This is a genomic window from Polaromonas sp. P1_G4, assembly GCF_056405475.1.
The window spans coordinates 1-6595 of sequence record NZ_JBFUCA010000222.1 but is presented as its reverse complement, the minus strand read 5'-3'; the positions used below and the strand labels follow the sequence as shown (position 1 = coordinate 6595).

At 60.4% G+C, this 6595-nt stretch carries 7 protein-coding genes; 3 read left to right on the top strand and 4 right to left on the bottom strand.

Annotated elements, in window-relative coordinates; all coding sequences use genetic code 11:
• The 4 genes from AC1D1X_RS12555 to AC1D1X_RS12540 form a co-directional block, all read right to left on the bottom strand.
• Positions 1–1453, bottom strand: a 1453-nt coding sequence (locus AC1D1X_RS12555) for an O-antigen ligase family protein (protein ID WP_477698377.1), incomplete at its 3' end; no start/stop codon positions are given.
• 71 nt (positions 1454–1524) lie between these two features.
• Entirely contained in the window at positions 1525–2382 is an 858-nt protein-coding gene (locus AC1D1X_RS12550; protein ID WP_477669549.1) for a YbgC/FadM family acyl-CoA thioesterase, read from the bottom strand.
• Positions 2379–3347: an alpha/beta hydrolase gene (locus AC1D1X_RS12545; RefSeq protein WP_477669548.1), complete on the bottom strand. Its 969-nt coding sequence runs from the start codon at positions 3345–3347 to the stop codon at positions 2379–2381. The genes AC1D1X_RS12550 and AC1D1X_RS12545 overlap by 4 nt, the downstream gene beginning before the upstream one ends.
• Positions 3348–4214, bottom strand: a complete 867-nt coding sequence (locus AC1D1X_RS12540) for a 2-keto-4-pentenoate hydratase (protein ID WP_477698376.1) — start codon at positions 4212–4214, stop codon at positions 3348–3350.
• 113 nt (positions 4215–4327) lie between these two features.
• Between AC1D1X_RS12540 and AC1D1X_RS12535 the strand changes: the two genes are divergently transcribed.
• From AC1D1X_RS12535 to AC1D1X_RS12525, 3 genes are all read left to right on the top strand, one after another.
• Entirely contained in the window at positions 4328–5464 is a 1137-nt protein-coding gene (locus AC1D1X_RS12535) for an iron-containing alcohol dehydrogenase (protein ID WP_477698375.1), read from the top strand.
• A 41-nt stretch (positions 5465–5505) separates the two neighbouring features.
• Complete coding sequence (locus AC1D1X_RS12530) at positions 5506–5880, top strand: GtrA family protein (protein WP_477669545.1); 375 nt, start codon at positions 5506–5508, stop codon at positions 5878–5880.
• The coding region (locus tag AC1D1X_RS12525; RefSeq protein ID WP_477698374.1) for a glycosyltransferase family 2 protein at positions 5877–6595 on the top strand (719 nt) is incomplete at its 3' end. The genes AC1D1X_RS12530 and AC1D1X_RS12525, both read left to right, overlap by 4 nt.

Here is a 6595-nt window from a genome sequence, read left to right as displayed (position 1 = left end):
ACACAGGCTTCCAGGAAAGTTGTTGGGCGGCAAACTTGCCTTGAACGCCCAGGCGGGCGTCGGAAGCAGTCAGGAACCCCAGCGCCAGCGCAAAGATCGCGTCGGTAGTGGCCATGCGCCAGGGAAAACCGATATTGCTGACGATCAAAAGCGCCAGCAAGCTGGACAGGACAAGCGCACGTTCCGGGGCCTCCTGCAACCACCCGAATCCCCGGTTTCTGAGCGTTTTCCACGCGGCCATGCTGAGATAGCCAAGAAGGGCCAGCAGGAACATCCAGCCCACCAGGCCATATTCGGCCAGCAACTGAAGGATCTCGTTGTGGACGTAATAGTCGGTTTCAAGTTGCGTGCCATCGGCCTGGTACAGCGGAATATCCACTTCCCAGGCGCCAGCGCCAATGCCTCTTAGCGGATGGGCCTGGATGATCCGCGATGTCGCTTTCCACATCACAAAGCGCACGCCCAAGGAACTGTCATTGACGGAAATTGTTGCCGTACGCTTGAAGGCCCGTTCGAAAGCCGTGTTGCCCCGGGCCTCTGCTGTCAGTTTCGGATTGCCGGTCTGGATCAAACCCAAAGCGAGGACGGTGGCCGCCAGAAGCCCGCATGCCAACAATTTCTGGCCGAGGTGCCACGAAGAAATCGCCAGTTGCCGGCGGTAGCGCATGGCGATGAGCGGCAGCAGAAAGATCAGCAGCAGCCATAACGCCATCAATGCCCCACGTGTCCCTGTCATCATGAGCGCCACAACGACAAAGCCGTTGGTCAAGGACAGCAGCGATATTTGCAGCGAGTCCCGTGCCCGCATCAATAGATAAAAGGAGAAGGGAACGGTGCAGACCGCAAATTCGGCAAAAAAGTTGCGGTTGACAAAAGTGGACGCCGGATTCGGACCCTGCGGAAAATAAGTGAAATCAAACCAGAACTGAAGTGCGGTCCAGAGCGAAGCCACGAGGGCGCCCGCATGAATCCCCAGGGCCAAATGAGGCAACCGGTCCCTTGACAGGGTATTGAGCCCCAGCCATAGCAGCAGGCTGAAGACGAACCACCGGATGGCCTCCACGCCACCGAGATAGGCATGCGACCACAGCATGCTTGCCAGGGCGTAAAACATGAGCGACAGGGGTAACCACATGAGGGCATGCCAACGCAGGGGCTCCCGCCGGTGGCGCTGCTGCCAGCAGAAAATCAGGCCGGCACTGATCGCGGAAAACGACACCACCATGGATTTCAGCGTGTCCTGCAGCATTTCTTCATGAGGCACGCCAATTGCCGGCGTCACAAACATCATGAAAGCAAGAAGCACGGTGATCCAGCCGCCGCCCTGCGCCACCTCTGCAGGCAGGGCCGCCGTGGAGTCCGCGCCAGGTGAGTCAGCAGGCTCCAGCTTGGCTACCGTACCTGCGACGGTGGAATGTCCCCGCGCATCGGGGCCGGTTTTTTGGGGGGGCATGAGATCGATCAGCTTTCTGAGTGTTTGAAACAGGCCGTACGCACAGGCGACCGCATGCACCAACAACGCCGTTACGGTGCTCTGACCATCTCAACGTGGGAGATGCCGGCTTCTTCGAAAGGCTCACCCCGGGCCTCAAAGCCAAGGCGCCGGTAAAAGCCCTCCGCACTGCGCTGCGCATGCAGCATGACCTCATGGTCTCCGCGATCCCGGGCGGCGTCCATCAACGCGTTCAAAAGATTTTGGCCAAGGTGAGCTCCGCGCAGCGCCTTGTGCACTGCCATGCGCCCGATCTTCGCCGTGCCATCTGCTTGCCGCACCAGCCGCCCGGTCGCAATGCCCTCTCCCAACCCGTTATAGGCCACGGCGTGCACGGCCGGGTGGTCCGCTTCGTCGCACGCCATCTCCATCGGAATGCCCTGCTCCTGCACAAACACGGCCGTGCGGACCCTGGCCGCGTCGGCGCCCAAGGCGGCCCAATCACCCGTCCTGATGTCCACCATGGCCTCACCGGCCTCAAAGCCCACGAGCAGATTGCGCAGCGCATCCGGCACGGGTCGGGACGTCTGGGTCAGGGGATCGGCAAACACGTAGATGAGTTCGCAGGCGATGAGCAGTTCATCGGCCCTGAACATCGCGCCTGTGAATGTCATCGATGAATTGCCGATGCGTGCGCACTTGAGCGCTACATCGATCCGGTCATCAAAGCGTGCCGAGCCATGGTATTCCAGTGTGGCCTTTTTCACGTACAAGTCACCGCCCATCTTGTGCATGGTTTCCTCGTACGGCAGCGCCAGCGCGCGCCAGTAGTCGGTAATGGCGGTGTCGAAGTACATCAGGTAATGCGCGTTGAACACGATTTTTTGCATGTCCACTTCGGCCCAGCGAACCCGCAGCGGGTGAAAAAATCGGAATTCCTGTCGTTTCATGGCGTGTTGTCCGGAAGATTGAATGCCTGGCGCAGTGCCCGAGCCGCGTCCGCATGGGCTTGCCGTGCTTCGGGAATGATGCGCCCCATCTTGATGAACTCGTGCGTGACGCCGCGGTAGATTTCCAGGTCGACCGGCACGCCGGCCGCGCGCAGCTTGTCGGCATACATCACCCCCTCGTCGACCAGGGGATCGCACTCTGCCAGGCCCAGCCAGGCCGGGGCCACACCGTCCACATCCGGCGCATTGAGCGGCGCGAAGCGCCAGTCCTCGCGGTCGGCGGGGCTTCGCACATAGTGGTTGAAAAACCAGGTGATGTCAGCTTCCTCGAGCACAAAGCCATCAGCAAATAGCCGGTGCGACGGTGTGTCCTGGTGGGCGGCGCAACCGGGGTAAAACAGCAGCTGCAGCGCCAGCGGCAAACCGGCATCGCGGGCCAGGATGGCGCACATGGTTGCCAGCGTGCCGCCCGCGCTGTCGCCGCCGACCGCCACACGGGTTTCGTCAAGACCGAGGCTGGTTGACCGTGCCGTCAGCCACTGCAGGGCATCCCAGGCATCATGGGCAGCTACAGGAAATTTGTACTCCGGTGCCAACCGGTAATCCACGGAAATCACCGCGCAACCTGACAGATGGCTGAGCTGCCGGCACAGCACATCATGCGTTGCCACACTTCCGATGGTGAAGCCGCCGCCATGAAAGTAAATCAGCACCGGCAGGCGGTCATTTAAGGAGGCRTAGAGGCGCGCAGGCAGGCTGTAGCCATCCCTGGCGGGAATGAGCAGGTCTTCGACCCGCGCCAGGGCCGGCCGGGGAATTTCCAGCACGCCCGCACCCGCCTCGTAGGCCGCTTTGGCCCCTGCGGGGGGGAGCGTATGAAACGGTGGGCGCCTGGCCCGCGCCATGCGGCTGAGTACATTCCGCATCGCGGGAGTCAGCAAGTCTTCAGGGGAGGTGCGGCGCATTTATTTGAATGTTACCGACACAGGCTGCGCTCCGGCCAGTCCCTGGTAAGCCGCTGTGGCGGTCAACCCTGGCTTGGGGGGCAGCAGGGGTGAAAACGAGCCCAGGCTGATCAAATCGCCTGGCTTCATGGCAAGACCTTCTTTGGCCAGGGCGCCGGCCAGCCAGACGACTGCGTTGAGCGGATGACCGAGGATGTCGCTGCCCTTGCCTCTTCCCAGTTCTGCACCGCTGCCGTCTGCAAGCACCACGGTCATGTTTTCCAGCATGACCAGCATGGCGTGGCGCTCTGCCCTTGTCACGGGCACGGCCAGGGGCGTGCCGGCCACACCGAACCGGGCACCGACATTGATGGCACTGACCGCCGGGCCATTGAGTCGGGGTGGTGCCTGAACGACCAGATCGGGCAATTCGATAAAGGGAATGATCTGGTCAACGGCTTCAAGCACGTCCAKGGGTGTCCGGGCCTGGTTRATGGCTGCACTTTTGACACRCACCAGCATGTCGGCCTCAAAAAGCGGACGCGCGCCAAAAGCCGCATCGACCACGGACCCGCCGGGCAGCACCATGCCCTCATACAGCTTGCCCCACACGGGTTGGTCGTAGTTGAAGCGTTTTTGTACCGCCGGGTTGGTAAGGCCTGCCTTGTAGCCGACCACTTTGCCGTGGCGTTTTTCCAGCAGCGCATTGAGTTTGGCGCGGGTACAGGCGCCATCGGCTTCGTTGAGACCTTCCGGGTTTGCCGCAGGCTGTCTGGCAGCGATCTTTTCGGCCAGGTCGCCGACTTGCGCATCGCTCAGACATTCGGCCCTGGCCTGAAGAGCCGCTATCGCCAAGGTGACCAGCATCAGGGTTTGCTTGCAATTCATGGGCATCTCCAGCTATTAAAGTAGGGCCAAGCCGATTGGGGCAACCGATTGGGGCAAGATGAGCGGCACGGGAAAACCGCCCAGCATCGTACAACGCGAAAGACAGCAAAACCATGGCCTTTATCTATTACGTCACCCAGATCCAGTTTGAATTCGGCGCGATCAAATTGCTCAAGCAGGAATGTGAGCGTGTCGRCATCACCCGTCCGCTCATCGTCACCGACCCCGGTGTCAAGGCTGCAGGTATTTTGCAAAAAGCGCTTGACGCGCTGCCCGGTGTGCAGGTGACGGTGTTTGACCAAACCCCTTCGAATCCCACCGAGGCAGCCGTTCGCGCAGCCGCCGCGCTGTACAAGTCCGCCGGCTGCGACGGCCTGATCGCGGTCGGTGGAGGCTCAGCCATTGATTGCGCCAAAGGCGTGGCGATTGCCGCAACCCATGAAGGCCCGCTCACGACCTACGCCACCATTGAAGGCGGTTCACTGAAAATCACGGACCGCGCGGCCCCGCTGATTGCCGTACCCACCACCAGCGGCACCGGCAGCGAAGTCGCCCGCGGGGCCATCATCATTGTGGATGACCACCGCAAGCTTGGGTTTCATTCCTGGCATCTGGTGCCGAAAACGGCGATTTGCGATCCGGAGCTCACATTGGGCCTGCCGGCCAAACTGACAGCGGCCACCGGCATGGACGCGATTGCGCATTGCATGGAGACCTTCATGTCAGCCGCCTTCAACCCGCCGGCCGACGGCATCGCGCTGGACGGCCTGGAACGCGGCTGGGCCCATATCGAACGGGCCACGCGCGATGGCAGTGACCGGGATGCCCGCTTCAACCTGATGAGCGCATCCATGCAAGGGGCCATGGCGTTCCAGAAAGGACTGGGCTGCGTGCATTCGCTGAGCCACAGCCTGGGCGGAGTGGACCCGCGCCTGCACCACGGCACGCTGAATGCCATGTTTCTGCCTGTGGTCGTCGACTTCAATGCGGCCGCCGAATCGGTGCAGAAGGACCGGCGCCTCGACCGCATGGCGCGTGCCATGGGCCTTGCTTCGGGCACCGACATTCCGGATGCCATTCGTGAGATGAACGCACGGCTGGGGTTGCCTGACGGCCTCGCAGCAATGGGCGTGCAGCCGCAGAGTTTCGGCAGGATCATCGACGGCGCGCTGGCTGACCATTGCCACAAGACCAATCCACGCATCGCCGACATGGATGATTACCGCCTCATGCTCGAAAAATCGATGTAGCGCAGGTGGGGGGAGAATACGTTCTGCCCAGCTTCCAAGGTTTGCTTGAATTGCCAATTTCAAAATTTCTGCGTTTTTTGATAGTCGGCTTGCTCAACACCGGTTTCGGTTACGGACTGTTCGCAATTCTGAGCCTGCTTGGCATGCCATATCCCGTAGCGATCGGACTGGCGACCGTTGCCGGGATCGCGTTTAACTTTCAGACCACCGGTCGACTCGTGTTCGACGGCGCGCCGCGCAGCAGGCTCGTGCGTTTTGCCGCGGTTTATGTCCTGATTTACGGGCTTAATGTGGGTGGGGTTGCACTCTTGCTTGCGGCAGGTCTCAATCTTTATGCCGCCAACGCGATAGTCCTGCTCCCGCTTGCATTGATCGCCTATAAGATGCAACAGAAATTCGTCTTCGCCATGCCATGAAAAAAATCACAGTAGTCACCCCTTGCTATAACGAAGAGGACAACGTCGAAGAGGTCTATGCGCAGACTCGCGCGGTGTTTGGTGAAATCGAGGGCGTCAGTTACGAACACCTGTTTATCGATAACTGTTCGACTGATCGTACCGAAGCGCTGCTACGCAAACTGGCAGCCGCCGACCCGAAGGTCAAGGTCATCCTGAATGCGCGCAATTTCGGCCATATCCGCTCACCCTACTATGGACTGCTGCAGGCGACTGGCGACGCTGCGATCCTGCTGGTGGCAGACCTGCAAGATCCGCCGGCACTTATGAAAGATTTTGTCGCGCACTGGCTTGACGGTGAAAAAATTGTTGTCGGCGTGAAACCAAGCTCCGAAGAGTCCTCGCTGATGTTCTCGCTGCGCCGCCTTTATTACCGTACCGTCACAAAGATCGCCGACGTCAAGCTGATCCAGAATTTCACGGGCTTCGGCCTGTACGACCACAAGGTACTGGAGGTACTGCGACGCATCRACGATCCATATCCTTATTTGCGCGGCCTTGTTTCCGAGGTTGGTTACGAAGCGGTGCAAATCCCCTACAACCAGCCGCGACGCCTGCGGGGCATTACCAAAAACAACTTCTATACGCTCTACGATATTGCGATGCTCGGCATTACCTCTCACTCGCGCGTGCCGTTACGGCTCGCGACGATGATCGGTTTTGCGCTGTCGGGCTT